The organism is Vibrio sp. SCSIO 43097 (assembly GCF_023650755.1).
Classification (GTDB): Bacteria; Pseudomonadota; Gammaproteobacteria; order Enterobacterales; family Vibrionaceae; genus Vibrio; species Vibrio alginolyticus.
Genome location: NZ_CP071840.1, coordinates 974,065 through 990,768 on the forward strand (window position 1 = coordinate 974,065; position 16,704 = coordinate 990,768).

General features: G+C 44.4%; 13 protein-coding genes. 6 read left to right on the top strand and 7 right to left on the bottom strand.

Annotation, left to right across the window (positions count from 1 at the left end; translation table 11 throughout):
- The first annotated feature begins 187 nt into the window (after positions 1-187).
- Positions 188-961: an MlaA family lipoprotein gene (locus tag J4N40_RS04665; protein ID WP_206954207.1), complete on the top strand. Its 774-nt coding sequence runs from the start codon at positions 188-190 to the stop codon at positions 959-961.
- A gap of 74 nt (positions 962-1,035) precedes the next feature.
- Here the strand turns inward: J4N40_RS04665 and J4N40_RS04670 are convergent, their stop codons facing one another.
- From J4N40_RS04670 to J4N40_RS04685, 4 genes are all read right to left on the bottom strand, one after another.
- Positions 1,036-2,352, bottom strand: coding sequence for an outer membrane protein transport protein (locus J4N40_RS04670; RefSeq protein WP_005380525.1), 1,317 nt, complete (start codon positions 2,350-2,352; stop codon positions 1,036-1,038).
- A gap of 309 nt (positions 2,353-2,661) precedes the next feature.
- The gene (locus J4N40_RS04675) at positions 2,662-3,921 is read right to left on the bottom strand and encodes an outer membrane protein transport protein (protein ID WP_213972417.1); all 1,260 of its coding nucleotides are present in this window, start codon (positions 3,919-3,921) and stop codon (positions 2,662-2,664) included.
- Positions 3,922-4,218: 297 nt separating this feature from the next.
- The gene (locus J4N40_RS04680) at positions 4,219-4,950 is read right to left on the bottom strand and encodes a DUF3379 domain-containing protein (RefSeq protein ID WP_025767180.1); all 732 of its coding nucleotides are present in this window, start codon (positions 4,948-4,950) and stop codon (positions 4,219-4,221) included.
- Positions 4,943-5,518, bottom strand: a complete 576-nt coding sequence (locus J4N40_RS04685) for a sigma-70 family RNA polymerase sigma factor (protein ID WP_005380528.1) — start codon at positions 5,516-5,518, stop codon at positions 4,943-4,945. The genes J4N40_RS04680 and J4N40_RS04685 overlap by 8 nt, the downstream gene beginning before the upstream one ends.
- Before the next feature lie 720 nt (positions 5,519-6,238).
- On the opposite strand from J4N40_RS04685, the gene fadI reads away from it, so the two are divergent.
- Together fadI and fadJ are read left to right on the top strand one after the other, a co-directional pair.
- On the top strand, positions 6,239-7,546 hold the full coding sequence (gene fadI, locus J4N40_RS04690; RefSeq protein WP_005384447.1) for an acetyl-CoA C-acyltransferase FadI: 1,308 nt from the start codon (positions 6,239-6,241) through the stop codon (positions 7,544-7,546).
- Entirely contained in the window at positions 7,546-9,657 is a 2,112-nt protein-coding gene (gene fadJ / locus J4N40_RS04695) for a fatty acid oxidation complex subunit alpha FadJ (protein ID WP_115386223.1), read from the top strand. Before fadI ends, fadJ begins: the two co-directional genes overlap by 1 nt.
- A gap of 62 nt (positions 9,658-9,719) precedes the next feature.
- On the opposite strand, the gene J4N40_RS04700 is transcribed toward fadJ, so the two are convergent.
- Entirely contained in the window at positions 9,720-9,974 is a 255-nt protein-coding gene (locus tag J4N40_RS04700; protein ID WP_005384444.1) for a hypothetical protein, read from the bottom strand.
- 167 nt (positions 9,975-10,141) lie between these two features.
- On the bottom strand, positions 10,142-12,919 hold the full coding sequence (locus J4N40_RS04705) for an insulinase family protein (RefSeq protein ID WP_250654386.1): 2,778 nt from the start codon (positions 12,917-12,919) through the stop codon (positions 10,142-10,144).
- A gap of 374 nt (positions 12,920-13,293) precedes the next feature.
- Between J4N40_RS04705 and sixA the strand changes: the two genes are divergently transcribed.
- The gene (gene sixA / locus J4N40_RS04710; protein WP_005380537.1) at positions 13,294-13,758 is read left to right on the top strand and encodes a phosphohistidine phosphatase SixA; all 465 of its coding nucleotides are present in this window, start codon (positions 13,294-13,296) and stop codon (positions 13,756-13,758) included.
- A gap of 93 nt (positions 13,759-13,851) precedes the next feature.
- Here sixA and smrB read toward each other — a convergent pair whose 3' ends face one another.
- On the bottom strand, positions 13,852-14,382 hold the full coding sequence (gene smrB / locus J4N40_RS04715; protein WP_005380539.1) for an endonuclease SmrB: 531 nt from the start codon (positions 14,380-14,382) through the stop codon (positions 13,852-13,854).
- A 62-nt stretch (positions 14,383-14,444) separates the two neighbouring features.
- Between smrB and prmB the strand changes: the two genes are divergently transcribed.
- Together prmB and aroC are read left to right on the top strand one after the other, a co-directional pair.
- Positions 14,445-15,377, top strand: a complete 933-nt coding sequence (gene prmB, locus J4N40_RS04720; RefSeq protein ID WP_005380541.1) for a 50S ribosomal protein L3 N(5)-glutamine methyltransferase — start codon at positions 14,445-14,447, stop codon at positions 15,375-15,377.
- Positions 15,378-15,556: 179 nt separating this feature from the next.
- Complete coding sequence (gene aroC / locus J4N40_RS04725; protein WP_054576270.1) at positions 15,557-16,642, top strand: chorismate synthase; 1,086 nt, start codon at positions 15,557-15,559, stop codon at positions 16,640-16,642.
- Positions 16,643-16,704: the final 62 nt, after the last annotated feature.

Sequence of the window (16,704 nt, forward strand, 5' to 3'; positions counted from 1 at the left end):
ACGAGGTAGAGTCAGTTGCCTTTAGTGGTATGACTCTAAACGATCGAGTAGAATACCGAAGGCCAGCGATTGCTGGCCTTTATTTATTCCCATATCTGAGTCATCTTTACTATGTATCCTGCTCAACATACGTACAATGGTTAATCGGGGTGACTTAGGTACATTAATAGTCGTTATGGAAAATAAAATGTATAACAAGGGTAAATCTACCTTCTTGTTGCTGTTAGCCGTTGGACTGGTTGGCTGTTCAAGTGCGCCTGATGAAGCAGTAACAGGACAAGAAACAAATCAAACGACTTCTGATGTGTATGACCCGTTGGAAGGCTTTAACCGAACCATGTGGGAACTCAACTACGAATATTTAGATCCGTATTTGGTTCGTCCTGTATCACTTGCGTATGTAGAATACACGCCAGTTCCTATTCGTTCTGGTATCGCTAACTTCTTATCGAACTTAGATGAGCCAGCAAGCATGGTTAATAACTTAATCATGGGTAATGGTACGAAAGCCGTGGACCACTTTAACCGTTTTTGGATTAACTCGACGTTCGGTATTTTCGGTTTATTCGATATTGCAAGTGCCGCGGGTATTACGAAGTACGACGAGAAAGCGTTCAGTGATGCGGTAGGCTACTATGGTGTTGGAAATGGTCCTTACTTCATGGTTCCAGGTTATGGTCCGTATACCTTACGTGAAGTGACAGATACCGTAGATAGTACGTATTTACCCCTCTCTTATCTCAACTTCTGGGCGAGTTTGGGTAAGTGGGCGTTTGAAGGAATGGAGAAGCGTGCTTTATTAGTACCGCAAGAAGCGCAGCTAGACTCGTCGCCGGATCCATATATTCTAACTCGCGATGTTTATATCCAGCGTCAAAACTTTAAAGCAGAAGTTGAAACGGTAGAAGAAGTTAACATCGAAGAAGAAGAGTATTTAGACGAATACCTAGAAGACTTTTAAGCGTTGTTCTTCACAATAGAGAAATGAAAAAAGGCTTAGCTGATGCTAAGCCTTTTTTGTATTTTGCAGCTTGGTTAGAAACGGTAGTTTGCTTGAACACCGATTAGCCAAACATTACCCGTAGTTTCGCCTACGAATTGGCCACCGACTTGTTCTGCAGTGTCGTCTGACTTGTAACCACGAGACTCAACGATTGGTGCGTCTTTCGCAAAAATATAGGTGAAGCCAGCGTCTAGGCTGAAGTCTTTCGTCCAATCGTACGTTGCGCCAATACTTAGCCAAGTGCGGTCAGTTTCTGGAATAGTGATCGTACGGTTTTTGTCGCTTACCGCTGAAGTATCGTATGCAATACCAGTGCGTAGCGCTAGCTTAGGATCAAGCTGGTAAGTAGCACCAACAGCAAAGCGATAGTTGTCTTCCCAGTTTTCTACTTTAACCATATGCGTGCCAGCAGTATTTAGACGTGCTTCCAATTTCTCGAAAGAGCTCCAATCCGTCCAGTTAACGCTTGCGTGTAACGCAAGTTGGTCTGTTACTTGGTGGAAGCTTGCCAATTCAGCCGTTGCAGGCAGGTTTAGATACATGTAGCCGTTGTCGCGTTCAGAAGTACCGAAGCCAAAACCAAGACCTTCAGCATGGCCTTCAAGCTTCAGTTCAACTTCAGATTTGTACGCGAAGCCGATACGGTTATTTTCATTGATCTGCCATGCTGTACCAACTTGCCAGCCCCAAGCGGTATCGTCACCTTCCATGTATTTTAGAGCGGTACCTTGAGGAACACTGATTGGTTGATTAGTTTCAGGATTTAACCCTACAACGTTATTCTTAGGAGCTGCTGCGCCAAAGCTGCCTTCGCCGATGATGTAACGGATACCACCACCAACGCTGATCGATTCATTGACTTTGTAAGCTGCGTTTAAGTTCGCTTCCATTGTCGTTACGCTTGCTTCGTTACCGAAGTGCGATGCACCAAAGCCTTTACCTAAATCGGTTTCCATGCCGTAGTTGGTGCCAAATGCCAAACCAATCGCGAATTTCTCATTATATTGGTGTGATAGGTAGAAGTTTGGAATGATTGCATCATGTGCGAAGTCATCTGAAGATGCAGAAGAAGTGCTACCGTGGAAGTTTACATCACCTTCAATATCAATATTTGGGTTCACATAGATTGCACCAACGGACACTTGAGTGCCTTCCAAATAAGTTAGCATTGCTGGGTTACGCCATTGTGCACTTGCGTTGTCAGCCATTGCTGCTTCACCAGCATATGCTCGACCTAGGCCTGTTGCAGAATATTCAGCAAGTTGGAAACCTGCTGCGTTAGCCATGCCCGTTGTGCCAAGTAGGCTTAATGCCACTGCTGTTGATAGAAGAGTCTTGTTGGTTTTCATTCGAATGTTCGCTGATTTGTTTATAACGTGGGACGAAAGTTTAAAGGTAGAGTTTTTACTTTAGAAATGAAAATCCAGCGTAAGTGGTCATTTGGAATATTATCCTTTCAAATGTTATTTGTGTGGTTTAATAATCTAACTGTGAAAGGCTTGTAAACGGAATTCAGCGAACAGCTGTGCGTCCTAATTGTGAGATTTAGATACACGTGTTCACTCAAATTGAGTGGGCAATAAATCGCAGATATGAAAAAAGGCTGGAAATCCAGCCTTTTATATAAAGTATTTTTCTACTAACTAACAGCGAAGCGTTTAGAAGCTACGGCTGTATTGTAAGCCGAATAGAATTGCATCAGCATGAGTTGTTGCTGTTACACCGGTAGAAAGACCAGGAGCTAATTGAGTATTCTCATTAACTTTTACATCTTCACCTAACAAGTACGTGAAGCCAAAATCGATGTTTGAGCTATTATCAATATGGTAAGAGAAACCTGTGGAGAACCACTGGCGATCCGAGTCTGGTACCGAGATAGACGTTACTTTATCTTGAGCGCTTGTGTCGTACATGTAACCAGCACGAAGTGTCCAGTTGTTGTTTAGGTAGTAAGTACCACCAATTGCGTAGTGCCAGCCATCTTGCCATTGATAGTCTTTCGAGTAACCACCTTTAAGTAAACCCTGATTTAGGTTCTCAAAATCAATTTGGTCGAAATCTTTCCAGCCGATGTATTGGATGCTGTAGTGTACAGCAAATTTAGTGTCTTGGATTTTGTGGAAACCGGAAAACTCGGCCATATCTGGTAGAGGTAGCGTGATTTCCTGACCTTTGTCGTCTTTCGCCGTAAATTCAGGGCTGTAACGATACGCTAGACCAAAACGGTTGTTTTCATCTAGTTCGTACACAGTACCAACGTTAAAACCAACAGCCCAACCATCAGCTTTATCTACGTCCAGAATTTTTTGACCGCCAACCCCTGGGACTGAAGAGCTAGTTGTACGCTTCATTGTGCCTTGGCCGTAGATTAAATCTAAACCAGCACCAAAGCTCAATTGTTCGTTTAAACGGTAAGAACCCGCCAATCCAAAGTTGAAGCTTTTTACATCCGTAAGACCACCGTACTCGGTTGCGGTGTAGTTATCTGAAAATTCAGTTTTAGTGCCGAAATTAGAGTATGCGTTTACGCCCCATGCAAACTTGTCATTTACTGGAACGATTAGGTGAATGTTTGGAGCTATTGACGTATCACCCACATCATCAGTGTCAGCAACATTTACAGTACTGGAGCCCAAAGGAGTATTAACGTTATATTTCGCATCTTTCACTTCAATCATTGAAGTAATGCTTTCGAAACCTAGCGACAGTTCCATTTTATCAAACAGAGCCATTGCTGCTGGGTTACGAGCCATTACCGCGGCGTTATCTGCGATTACCGCGTCACCAGCAAATGCACGGCCGATGCCAGTTGCTGATTGAGCGTTGATTTGGAAACCCGCTGCCATCGATTGACCTGAGGCAAAAGCTACCGTTACTGCTAGGAGAGTCTTTTTAAACAGACGCGTGTTCTGAGTCATTTGTTTTTCCTTATTAGATTCGTCTCTTTGGACGATAAATTGAGCTTTTGCTCAGTGGCGCAGATAGTAGTATCAATAATTGCTTGGACAAATCCGACCATTGGATAAAATTGAATAAAAATTGCAGAAATGATGTCTAAAAGACGGGAAATTGCACTTAAAATACATAATTTAGAGTTTAAGCTCTAAATGCTATAGCGGTGGTGAATGTTTTGTGTTCTATTTATACAAAAATGCCGCTAAATAAGATCATTTAGCGGCATTTAACCTTTTGAAAGCTGGAAATCGTCGAAGTTGTTACATCGGCTTAATCATTGATGCAAGAGTCGTAGCGAGCGCATCAATATTTTCACCTTCTTCCCCGACTAAAATCAGGCTTGAACTCCCGACAGGCTGAACGATTCCGGTCATGCCATCCTTATTAAAGTCGGTACTTTGTTCGCTTGGAATACCAGTAATAAATAACGTTACTTTACCTTTTGGACCTTGGAACACCATATGCACCGCATTGGATTCACCAAAACCGCAGTGGTTTAGGTAGTAAACGTGATATGGAAAGTTTTCACTAAACTGGTAATGAAATGGTGACATTTTCGCATTAATTTGCGAGCTCGGTACATCCTCATCAAGATGACGAACAAACGGTTCTTCATGAATTACGTGTTTCATCGCGGTATCCGCTAAACTGGCTTGTGCTGGAGACACCAAAACATTTCCCCAGTTTACTTGACCAACTAATAACCCTGCGGTGAACGCAATAGAAGCGGCAAGTGCCATTGCTTTGCGGACAAAGTTTGGTCTTACGACCTTCTCTTCATCAAGTGCACTCGACGTCTGGCTAAATAAAATCTTATCTGCGAGATCTTCGGGTACATCCACATTCATGGCTTGTTTAATTTTTACATCGAGATCCAAAACGTCATCAACAAACTTATTGTTGGCGTCGCTACCAGCTAAAGCTTGCAGAATCTCTTCATCCTTTTGTTTTGGATCCGACAAAATACGACGACGAAATTCTAAATCATCCATTTTTTTGTCCTCTCTTGGTATCTTGAGAATCCAACATCTCTTTAAGTTGATTACGAGCGCGAAATAGTCGAGTCATCACTGTGTTTTTATTTAAATCAAGAATGTCGCCAATTTCTTCTCCACTGAAACCACCGACAACTTGGAGAAATAAAGGCTCACGGTATTCAACATCGAGCTTCATGATCTGTGCCTGCAGCCATTCTTGCTGATGATGTGAGTCATCGCTGACTTTAGCATCATTGCCGTAATCATCGATATCAACTAGATCAAATTGTTTACGTTCGAAGCGGCGCGCATTTTCTCGTCTCAATATTGTGATGAGCCAAGACTTGGCAGCTTTTTCGTCTTGGAGGCTATCGAGTGACTTCCAAGCTCTAAGACAGGTTTCCTGAACTAGATCTTCCGCGACCGCTTTATCTTTGCACAACCAATATGCGTAGCGGTACAAGTCACGATGATACCCTCGGACGAGCGCTTCGTATTTTCTTTGCTTGTCCATATCAGAGTTGACCGGACTGTTGGAATTTTTCTTTCCAAACATTTTTAATATGGCCACAGGAGCCTCCATCCTCGCTCTGTGAGTTTCTTATTTGTTCTGAGCATGACTTTACTTGCTTCATCGCTTAGCGGTTTTGGTTGCAGGATTTGTCATGCAACCCCTTTGACACAATAAGCCATGTGGTTACCTAAAAGTGTATACGCAAATGTCAGATATCATCGAACACGAATTGATATATATTGTTAACAATATCATCATTAGTAATCAATGGCTTGGATAAGTTCACTCGATGGAGCATTAAAAGGGACTTCTGATGGTGGATTCTTGAATTGTTTTGAATCAATAATCGCTTTAGGTGAGCTTAAAACTCGTAAAATCACTATAAAATTGATCTATTTCAAAATATCAAGCAGTGAAGGGGTTATAGTACACCTTGTCATCTCGTTAGTCATTGCGACTAACATGTTGAGCAAGATGACACTTCCTTTTGAAGGCTGACTTTACTTTCTCCTAATCAGGAAACTGATTACTTTTCAATTGGCGTAAGTTAATTGTTTTATAGATATTCCGACCACACAGTTATGTGTGGTTTTTTTTTGCTTCGATTTTACTTTCCGTATACCTCTTACCGTTTTAACTCTCTATAGTTAACCATTAGTAATCGCATAAGAATCAAAGAAGTAGAGTAATTGAACTACTTGCTTCACGTTTATTTAAACGCACGTTTGATAAATTTAACAAATTCATTACAATGCATCAGGTCAGACCTCTTGTATTTAAGGAGAAACAATGGGCAAGCAGGAAGTAAAAACACGCAATGGTGAGCGTGTCGCTATTGTCGCGGGGCTTCGAACTCCCTTTGCTCGTCAAAGCACGGAATTTAGCCAAGTGCCAGCGGTCGATTTAGGGAAAATGGTAGTAAGCGAAATGCTTGCTCGAACAGATATTGATCCGAAGCTAATCGAACAAGTGGTATTTGGACAAGTAGTACAAATGCCTGAAGCGCCAAACATCGCACGAGAAATCGTGTTAGGCACCGGTATGAACATCCATACTGATGCTTACAGTGTGACTCGAGCGTGTGCGACGAGTTTTCAAGCGGCGGTTAATGTCGCAGAAAGCATCATGGCGGGAACCATCGATATTGGTATTGCTGGCGGTGCAGACTCTTCTTCCGTCCTGCCTATTGGCGTATCAAAGAAACTGGCCGCTAATCTGCTTGCTCTTAGTAAGACAAAAACAATGGGTCAGAAGCTTAGTATCCTCAAAAACTTGAGCTTTAAAGACCTGATGCCAGTGCCACCAGCAGTAGCAGAGTACTCTACGGGTTTATCCATGGGACAAACTGCAGAGCAAATGGCTAAAACACATGGTATTTCTCGCGCAGAACAGGATGCGCTTGCACATCGTTCTCATACGCTGGCTTCTCAGGCTTGGAAAGAAGGAAAAATCCAAGATGAAGTGATGACGGCTTTCCCTGAACCATACAAAAAATGGATTTCGGAAGACAACAATATCCGTCATGACTCAACGGTTGAGGGATACGCGAAATTGCGACCTGCGTTTGATCGTCAGTATGGCAGTGTTACGGCAGCGAACAGTACGCCATTGACTGATGGTGGTGCGGCAGTGATGTTGATGCGAGAAGGTAAAGCGAAAGAGCTCGGAATGGAGATCCTTGGTTACATCCGAGGTTATGCATTCTCTGCTATCGGCGTGGAAAAGGACATGCTGATGGGGCCGACTTATGCCACAGCGAAAGTGCTTGAAAATACAGGCTTGGAACTGTCAGACCTGACGTTGATCGACATGCACGAGGCCTTTGCTGCTCAAGCATTGGCGAATGTGAAGATGTTTGCTTCCGATAAGTTTGCTCAAGAAAACCTTGGTCGCTCAAAAGCGATTGGTGAAATTGATATGGATAAGTTCAACGTGCTTGGCGGATCAATTGCTTATGGTCACCCATTTGCTGCGACTGGTGCGCGTATGATGACGCAAACCCTACGAGAGCTAAAACGCCGTGGCGGTGGTATTGCATTGAATACTGCATGTGCTGCTGGTGGTCTTGGTGCGGCAATGATTCTGGAGGTTGAGTAATGAGCGAGCAAAAAGCATTTAGTCTAAAGGTTGATGAGCAAAATATTGCTTGGTTAGCCATCGATGTTCCTAATGAAAAAATGAATACGCTGCAGGCGGCTTTTGCTGACGAAATGAAAGAAATTTTTGCTCAGCTAAAAGACTCCAGTGGTATTAAAGGGATGATCATCCACTCCCTAAAACCGGACAATTTTGTTGCGGGTGCTGATGTTCGAATGCTAGAAGCATGCACCACAGCAAGTGAAGCGGAAGCCTTAGCAAGGCAAGGTCAGGAGTTGTTCCAGCAGCTATCGGACTTACCTTATCCTGTCGTTGCGGCTATTCATGGCCCATGTTTGGGCGGTGGTTTAGAACTGGCTCTTGCATGTGATTATCGTGTTTGTACGGATTCTGACAAAACGCGTTTAGGTCTGCCAGAAGTACAACTTGGTTTATTGCCAGGTTCTGGTGGTACTCAGCGTCTGCCACGTTTGATTGGCCTGTTACCGTCGTTGGACTTGATCCTGACGGGTAAACAACTTCGTGCGAAGAAAGCTAAAAAATTGGGCGTTGTGGACGCCTGTGTGCCTGACACCATTTTGCTCGACGTAGCAAAACAGTTTATCGACAAAGGTAAAAACAAGGGCACGAAAAAGCTATCGACGAAAGAAAAGGTGATGTCTGGTAGCGGGCTAGGGCGCAAGTTTGTATTTGAGCAAGCTGCGAAGAAAACGAATCAAAAAACTCGCGGTAACTATCCAGCAACGGTTGCAATTCTAGAAGTTATTCAACATGGCTTAGAGAAAGGCTTCGCTAAAGGTCAAGAACTTGAAGCGAAGCGCTTCGGTGAGCTTGTGATGAGCTCAGAGTCAAAAGCGCTCCGTTCGATCTTCTTTGCCACAACAGAAATGAAGAAAGAAAATGGCACGGATGCGAAACCAGCACCAGTTCATAAAGTTGGTGTGCTTGGTGGTGGTCTGATGGGCGCCGGAATCAGCCATGTGTCTGTTGCAAAAGCAAAAGTACCTGTTCGCATCAAAGACGTTAGCAACGATGGCGTTTTAAATGCGCTCAACTACAACTACAAGTTATTTGAGAAACAGCGCAAACGTCGCATTCTATCCAAGGCCGATCTGCAAGCGAAAATGCTGCAACTGTCTGGTGGTGTCGATTTTACCAGTTTTAATCATATTGATGTCGTAATTGAAGCCGTTTTTGAAGACTTAGATCTTAAGCAAAAAATGGTGGCGGACATTGAAGCAAACGCTAAGACAGAAACTATCTTTGCGACCAATACTTCTTCGTTGCCTATCCACAAAATTGCAGAAAAAGCGGAGCGTCCAGAAAACGTAGTGGGTTTGCATTACTTCAGCCCGGTAGAAAAAATGCCGTTGGTGGAAGTGATTCCGCATGAAACGACGTCAGATGAAACCATTTCAACAGTCGTTGCACTTGCTAAAAAGCAAGGTAAAACCCCGATCGTAGTGAAAGACAAAGCGGGCTTTTACGTGAACCGCATTCTTGCGCCATACATGAACGAAGCGGCGCATATTCTGCTGGCTAACGAACCGATCGAAAAGATTGATACGGCGTTGCTTGATTTTGGTTTCCCTGTTGGCCCGATTACCTTGTTGGATGAAGTTGGTGTCGACATTGGCGCAAAAATTATGCCGATCCTGGTTAATGAGTTAGGTGACCGATTCAAAGGGCCAGATGTGTTTGATATCTTGTTAAATGATGGACGTAAAGGACGCAAGAGTGGTAAGGGCTTTTACAGTTACAAGGGCAAGAAGAAAGATGTCGACAAATCGGTTTACAAACTGCTTAAGCTCGACCCTGAATCTAAGCTAAGCGATAACGATATTGCGTTGCGCTGTGTGCTGCCAATGTTGAATGAAGCGGTACGTTGTTTGGATGATGGCGTCATTCGCTCGCCACGTGACGGTGATATTGGCGCGATATTTGGTATTGGTTTCCCACCGTTCTTGGGTGGTCCGTTCCGTTACATGGACCAATTTGGCATTAAAGAGCTCGTAGAGAAAATGAATGAGTTTGCATCGAAGTATGGCGATCGTTACGCGCCATGTGATGGTTTGCTTACTCGAGCTGGTGAAGGGACAACGTTCTATTAAACGTTGCTTCGGTAGAGAAAAAGGCTTGCCAGTGGCAAGCCTTTTTCATAAAGAAGAAATGGTTACTTCTTCTTGTCTTTCTTATCTTTATTGTGGCCTTTACCTGGGTTGTCGTCCCCGTGAACGCTGCTGTTACCTTTTTTGTCTTTATCATTCCACTGCTTTGAAGAGCAATCATCTGATTTGATGGATACATTGTCTCCGCTAAGGCGCACACAGTCGTCACTTAATTCGAAGCCATCGCCTTTGACTGAGATTTCAGCGTGAGCAGATGCCAATGGCAGTATAAGAGCCACAAGTAAAAGTGCTTTTTTCATGATTACCTCATTAAGTTATTTTTAGTGCGGTAATTAGAGCATAAGCCGCAATGGCGTAATTTCAATTTTCTGCCAATTATGGTGCCGATTCAATCTATGAGACCGACAACCTCATGGGTTTATAGGTTCATTCTAGTAATCGACAATTTTATTTCTGCGCAACTAGATCACCCCAAGCCGCAATCTTTTGGCCGAAGTTGGAACTCTTCAATCGATCCTATTTCTTGTCCTAGATGGATGCGCGGAGCCTCCGAATGCGCTTGACCTTGAGAGTGCATGATCAAACGATTTGCAGTACGAGGTTTCAATTCGTTCACAACGAAGCGAATCATGTCTGCGCGCGTCAGCTTCTTCAACTCCGCCAGTACCTTGTCACGTTGGTTAAACTCAGTGTCTTTGTTTCCTATCGCAACCCAAAGACGTTGAGCCCGACCTCGAAGTGTGGTGTCCGGCGTTGCTATTTGGTTCCACAAGCCGCGCTTACTGCTGTGCCATTGGTAATCGTTTAACTCTAACAGCACCATATAAAAGGCATTTAAAAACTCATCGATTGAGGTAACCAGCTCGGCAGGTGCTGCATTAGGTGACTGCACATACAGTACAATACCAGGGTGACGATTTAGCGGCATATTGCCAGTGCCTACCATGTAACCTAATTGCTGCTTGGTACGGATTTCGTGGAAAAACGTTGCCGACATAAGGTGATTGGCCAATGAGTATAGCGCGATACTGCGAGGCTCAATATCCTCGCACTGGTGGTAAATAACGACCGCGGAATCTTGCTGATTACAATGCACCTCACGTTGAAAACTGCCATTTTTACCTAGCATAATGAGCGGACGAAGTGCCTCTTCATAACGTTGCTCGTTAACTCTTAGAGCATCCTTTAAGGTCGTTGCCATGTCATGGGCTTGCTGGCGTTGCCAGTCTCCGTAAACAAACATTTCAACGTGCAGTTCTGCAAGAATGGATTCTACGAATACCGAGAGTTCATCGACTTCGATTTCTTCTAGCGCTTCGACTAAGGTTGCGAAAGGCGGGTTATTGGGTTGAAGTAACCCAGTAAGTGCGTTAAACAGCTGCGAAATAGGGCGATCTTGTGAAGCATTTCTCCAGTTTCGTAACAGTTGTTGTTTGATGGTTTCAAAGCGAGCAGGGCTGAAATCTCGAGAAGCAAAACGGTGCAGAATCATTTCTAGCAACTGAGGCAGCTTTTGACTGAACCCTGAGAGGGTTAAGGTCACGCCACCTTGGTGAGCGTACATGTTGTAACCCATCCCTGCGATTTCTGCTTGATAGGTTTCTTTTGCTAGCGAATCGAGGAACATCTCTACACATAAGCGCGTTTTGACGATGTTCTTTGGTGATGCAACGGCATGAGAGCTGTCGATAGCGACATAAACGACACCTTTAGGCACGCGAAATTCGTCATCTTGCAAATGCCACAGCCGAAACCCTTCGAGATCCTCAATCAACTCTGGCAGCGAATCACCATTTTCGAGTGGCATGGGGTCGAGGTCGTAGCAAATATAAGGGTTCTTTTTCGGTAAGACGAATTGCCAGCTTGGGTCGATTTGTTGATAGAAACGACGTTGGCCTTCACTAAAAGGTGTGACGGAGTACGGGGTAAAGTACCATTCGGCAGTACGGTTGTATTCCAGGCCTTTAGCAATCAAAGTGACGCGTACATTATCGATGGTTAAGTATCGCAGCAATGAACGCTGTAACTCCTCATCGTAGCCCGCCATTTTGTAGTCACCATAAACCGTGTCTTCCGGTTGATAGTGCTGCATGTTGATCACCAGATGGCTGACGAGATCCATTGGGCGCGATGGCTCTTGGAAGCGGAAAGCCGATTCTAATACCGCTTGTTTTTCGAGATAGCGCCATTCATCTAACCCGTCTTGTTTGATCATCGAGAGGTATTGAAAAACCGCTTGAACGATATCATCAACATGATCTAAGCCGTTTGGCGTCAGGGTGCAGCTTACGGTAAAGTCTCGGTAGTTACTGCCACTCGCGCCGCCGCCCGCTGAGAGAGAGGTAATCCAGCCTTTTTCTTTGAGTTGAAGCATCAAACTGCCTTCTCCTTCATAACCCAACAGGTGAGCAAAGTAGGAGAGTGGCTTCACGCTATAATGCGCATCCATTCCCGGCATGGGGAATGTGAGAATCAGTTTACGGAACTCTTTGAGCGGCTCGACTTGAACCAAAATGCCCGTGCTTTCCTCAGTGCCGATCGGTACATCAATCGATTTTCCACGAAGATGGTGATTTGGGATGTCGGCAAACATGGCTTCTACCCAAGCTTGCTGTTCATCGAGCGGCTGTGGCCCAAATAGAGTCAGTGTCATCAAATCGGCGGAATACTGAGAGTGGTGAAACTCTACAATTTCGTCGCGGATGGATTTACCATCTCGGTCGCCAAGAGTATCTAAGTTTCCGACAGAGAATTTTGAAAACGGGTGCTCTGGATTGATGACTTCTTTGTTAACTTGATACAGGCGACGAGAATCATCATTAAGTTTGAGCTTGTATTCGGAGTCGACAGCCTGTCGCTCTTTGTCTAATGCTTCTTCGTTAAACAAAGGTGCGGTAAAGAATTGGCTAAATCGATCTAAGGCACTTTCAAAGGCATTTGGAGCAATATTGAAAAAGAAACAAGTGTGCTCTGTGCCCGTCCAAGCGTTGTTTGTTCCACCGTGTTGGCTAATATAGCTTTGAAACTCGCCCACTTTAGGGTATTTTTCCGTACCCAAAAAAAGCATGTGTTCTAAATAGTGTGCCAGACCTTGGCGATCGTTTGGGTCGTCGAAGTGTCCAACGTTCACTGCCAGAGCAGCTGCCGACTGTTGAGCTGTATCGGAATGAATCAGCAGTACACGCAGTTCATTGCTCAAGGTAATGTAGCGGTATTGATTTGAATCGTTAGGACTTAGATGCACGATGCGTCTCCAGATTTCGCATTACAGTAATTTAGGCTCCCCTCGCGGGGGGCGCAAAGTTTGCGTTTCGACAAATACTGCTTGCCGTATTTTTGTTATTCGTAGACTTCTGCACAGGCCCATCGCGTTTGCGTATGGGGAAGAACTGTTTGAGTGAATGCTCTGAACTCATTGCACAGTTAAATAGTGTGATGAACTGAGTACATTCTTTTAATAGATTGTTAAGAAAGTCGCTATCTTTAACAAGCGAATTGGTATAATGAACAGATAATTATATCAGTATTTTTGTTTCGTCATTGTTAAAGTTAGCCCCGTCTATCTAATAAAGATAGCAGTCAACCTTTTGGTAGCGTTAGCTATCCCTAGGAAATAACATGAAAATATTCATCATGCGTCACGGTGAAGCCGAGCATTTTGCAGATTCAGACGCAGCACGACAATTGACCCCAAGAGGCAGAGTCGAATCAGAAGCGGTTGCGAGAGCCTGTAAAGAACAGGGTTTTGCGCAATTCGATAAAGTGTTGGTGAGTCCGTACATTAGAGCTCAACAAACTTGGCAAGAGATCAGTGCGTATTTCTCTGCAAAAAGCATTGAAACTTGTGAAGATATTACACCTTATGGCCAGTCCGAGCATGTCTTCGATTTCGCAAGTGCATTAATCGAAGTCGAACAATTGGACTCGCTTTTGTTCGTATCGCATTTGCCTTTGGTCGGTTATCTGACTTCAGAGTTTGTAAAAGACATGACACCACCGATGTTTCCTACATCAGGGCTAGTGTGCATTGAATATGATTTACAAACACAAAATGGTGAAGTGCTTTGGCATATTACGCCATAAGTGTCTAAACCAAAATAAGCGTTTGCAAATTAGAGACAGAATAAGAAAGGCAGGAGATCCCTGCCTTTTCGTTTAGTGTCTACAGCAAGCCTGTTACTTTTCAGGAATAGAAAGCAACACTAACAACGCACCATCACCACCAAATTCTAGTGGCGCTTGGTGAAAAGCCATAACGTCAGGATGCTGTGCTAACCAAAGTGGGGCTTTCTGTTTCAGGATGTGTTTCCCAATACCATGTTGCACACACGCACAATGAATCTCGTTTTTGATGCAATAGGCTATCATCGCACCAAGCTCGCGTTTTGCTTCTTGCTGTGTCATGCCGTGCATATCGAGGAACACGTCCGGTACATACACGCCACGACGTAGACGTTTGACTTCATAAGTGGAGACGTCGTCACGTGCATAACGAGTTGGACCTTCATCGTTTAATAGAGGGACAAACTCGTCTGAAAAGTAAAATTCAGAGTCACTCGCTTCACGGTTGGAGCGCTTGATTTCTTTTTGCTTAGTATTTTTTTTTGGTTGCTGGATTATGGTATCCTGTCGCAACTTTTTTACGCCCTGTACTGCTTCCTGAAACAAGGCGAAATCGTCATCGTTCTCGGTGTCTTTTTTGCTCATTAGGTAAACAATTTCATTAATAAACTTTATTGGCAGTATTGTAGCGCTTTTCGGAGGCAATTTTGGATAAGATTTTTGTAGAAGAAGCGGTATCGGAACTGCATACCCTTCAAGATATGATTCGTTGGACGGTAAGCCGCTTTAATGCAGCGAACCTGTTTTACGGTCATGGTACTGATAATGCGTGGGATGAAGCTGTTCAGCTTATCCTGCCAACCTTATACTTGCCGATTGATGTGCCTCCGCACGTATTGAACTCTCGCCTAACGACAAGCGAGCGTCTGCGTATTGTTGAGCGCGTAGTAAAACGCATCAACGAGCGTACGCCAACAGCATACCTAACAAACAAAGCATGGTTCTGCGGTCTTGAGTTCTTCGTTGATGAGCGTGTACTTGTGCCACGCTCTCCTATCGGCGAATTGATTCAAGCGGAATTCCAACCTTGGTTGGTGGAAGAGCCTACGCGCATCATGGACCTATGTACGGGTTCTGGTTGTATCGCGATTGCTTGTGCGCACGCTTTCCCTGAAGCAGAAGTGGATGCGATCGACATCTCTACAGATGCTCTACAAGTGGCTGAGCAAAACGTACAAGATCACGGTATGGAGCAGCAAGTGTTCCCAATTCGCTCTGATTTGTTCCGTGATCTTCCAAAAGAGAAATACAATCTAATCGTGTCTAACCCACCATATGTGGATGAAGAAGACATGAACAGCCTGCCAGATGAGTTCACGCATGAGCCTGAGCTTGGTTTAGCTGCGGGTACGGATGGTCTAAAACTTGTGCGTCGTATTCTAGCTAACGCGCCAGATTATCTAACAGATAACGGCATTCTTATTTGTGAAGTCGGAAACTCAATGATTCATATGATGGAACAGTACCCAGAGATTCCATTTACTTGGATTGAGTTCGAGAACGGCGGTCATGGCGTATTTATGCTAACGCGTGACCAGCTGGTTGAGTGTGCAGAAGAGTTTAAACTGTACAAAGACTAATAGAGTCTTGCACTAAACATCAAAACACCGAGCTTTATGCTCGGTGTTTTTTTATGCATACCTCGCCGATATTAACTCTTTACATCAAAACGTAATAAAGCCACTATGAATCCACGAAGAATTGGAAAGCAGCTATGCTCTGTTTTGAGAGAGCGTGGCGATAAAAACTTGAGGAAGTAATGGCAGGAAACAGTATCGGACAACATTTCCGAGTGACGACATTCGGGGAAAGTCACGGTATCGCACTGGGATGTATCGTAGACGGATGTCCTCCGGGGTTGGAAATTACAGAAGCAGATCTACAAATCGATCTCGACCGCCGTCGTCCAGGCACATCACGTTACACCACACAACGTCGTGAACCGGATGAAGTTAAAATTCTTTCTGGCGTTTTTGAAGGCAAAACCACGGGCACATCGATCGGTTTGCTAATTGAAAACACCGATCAGCGCTCAAAAGACTACTCTGACATCAAAGATAAGTTCAGACCGGGTCATGCTGATTACACTTACCACCAAAAATATGGCATCCGCGACTATCGCGGTGGCGGCCGTTCTTCAGCTCGTGAAACCGCAATGCGTGTGGCTGCTGGTGCAATCGCGAAGAAATACTTAAAAGATGAGTTTGGTGTTGAGATTCGTGCTTACTTGTCACAAATGGGTGATGTATCTATCGACAAGGTAGATTGGAACGAAATCGAGAACAATGCATTCTTCTGCCCTGATGCTGACAAAGTAGAAGCATTTGACCAACTTATCCGTGACCTGAAAAAAGAAGGCGACTCTATTGGCGCAAAAATCCAGGTTGTGGCAACTAACGTGCCTGTTGGTCTTGGGGAACCCGTATTTGACCGTTTGGATGCAGACATCGCGCACGCACTAATGAGCATAAACGCGGTGAAAGGCGTGGAAATCGGAGACGGTTTCGAGGTGGTAAACCAAAAAGGCAGTCAACACCGTGATACGCTTGCTCCTGAAGGTTTTGGTAGTAATCATGCGGGTGGCATTCTTGGCGGTATCTCGACTGGTCAAGACATTGTCGCTAACATTGCGCTTAAGCCAACATCAAGTATCACTGTGCCGGGTGAGACCATCACAAAAGAAGGTGAACCAACTCAGTTGATCACCAAAGGTCGTCATGACCCATGTGTGGGTATTCGTGCTGTGCCTATCGCAGAAGCGATGCTGGCAATTGTGGTGATGGATCATTTACTACGCCACCGTGGTCAAAACCATGGCGTACAAACCGAGACTCCAAAGATTTAAGAGCTTTGTGTCATTCCAGCGAGCTATAGCGAGACTAGGAATCTAATTTCAGCACGATGAAA

Coding starts and splice junctions, on each gene's coding strand:
- J4N40_RS04665 (WP_206954207.1), top strand. CDS start 188: ATGTATAACAAGGGTAAATCTACCTTCTTGTTGCTGTTAGCCGTTGGA.
- J4N40_RS04680 (WP_025767180.1), bottom strand. CDS start 4,950: ATGGATGATTTAGAATTTCGTCGTCGTATTTTGTCGGATCCAAAACAA.
- J4N40_RS04675 (WP_213972417.1), bottom strand. CDS start 3,921: ATGACTCAGAACACGCGTCTGTTTAAAAAGACTCTCCTAGCAGTAACG.
- fadI (WP_005384447.1), top strand. CDS start 6,239: ATGGGCAAGCAGGAAGTAAAAACACGCAATGGTGAGCGTGTCGCTATT.
- fadJ (WP_115386223.1), top strand. CDS start 7,546: ATGAGCGAGCAAAAAGCATTTAGTCTAAAGGTTGATGAGCAAAATATT.
- aroC (WP_054576270.1), top strand. CDS start 15,557: ATGGCAGGAAACAGTATCGGACAACATTTCCGAGTGACGACATTCGGG.
- J4N40_RS04685 (WP_005380528.1), bottom strand. CDS start 5,518: ATGGAGGCTCCTGTGGCCATATTAAAAATGTTTGGAAAGAAAAATTCC.
- sixA (WP_005380537.1), top strand. CDS start 13,294: ATGAAAATATTCATCATGCGTCACGGTGAAGCCGAGCATTTTGCAGAT.
- J4N40_RS04670 (WP_005380525.1), bottom strand. CDS start 2,352: ATGAAAACCAACAAGACTCTTCTATCAACAGCAGTGGCATTAAGCCTA.
- J4N40_RS04700 (WP_005384444.1), bottom strand. CDS start 9,974: ATGAAAAAAGCACTTTTACTTGTGGCTCTTATACTGCCATTGGCATCT.
- smrB (WP_005380539.1), bottom strand. CDS start 14,382: ATGAGCAAAAAAGACACCGAGAACGATGACGATTTCGCCTTGTTTCAG.